1 pseudogene is annotated in these 676 nt (G+C 63.2%); it reads right to left on the reverse strand.

Annotated elements, in window-relative coordinates:
- Nucleotides 1-676: pseudogene (locus ABNX41_RS21915) on the reverse strand (IS3 family transposase); the annotation flags it as partial.

Consider the following 676-nt stretch of genomic DNA (forward strand, 5'->3'; position numbering starts at 1 on the left):
GTGCCACCCTTGCGCCTGACAACGACGTGTCGGCGATCAGGGCCAGACATTCCCGCGTGCAGTCGTCCACCACGGTCATGATCCGGAAACGACGACCATCCGTCAGTTGATCGGATACGAAGTCCAACGACCAGCGCTGGTTCGGTATCAAAGGCAGTGTCATCGGTGCCCGCGTGCCGATGGCCCGCTTGCGCCCGCCACGACGGCGGACGTGCAACCGCTCTTCGCGGTAGATGCGGAACAGGCGCTTATGGTTTATCTCATGCCCCTCACGGCGCAGAAAGACATGCAGCCGCCGGTAGCCGAACCGGGGACGGACCCGCGCCAGCTCCTTCAGCCGCTCGCGCAGCACGGGGTCGTCCTGCCGGACGGCTTCATACCGCATGGTCATCCGGCAACAGCCGATCACCCGACACGCCCGCCATTCGCTCATCCCATGCTCCTCCACAAGATGCGCGACCGCTTGCCGCTTCGCAGCGGGCGCTACCATTTTTTCCCAGAAGATCCTTCAGCGCGGCATTGTCGAGCATCGCATCGGCAAGCAGCCGTTTCAGGCGGGCGTTCTCGTCTTCCAAACCCTTCAGCCGCTTGGCCTCGCTGACATCCATGCCGCCATATTTGGCCTGCCATTTATAGACTGTCGCATCGCTGGCGCCGTGCTTGCGGCACAGATCGC

The sequence above is a fragment of the Pseudogemmobacter sonorensis genome (assembly GCF_042762395.1).
Lineage (GTDB): Bacteria > Pseudomonadota > Alphaproteobacteria > Rhodobacterales > Rhodobacteraceae > Pseudogemmobacter > Pseudogemmobacter sonorensis.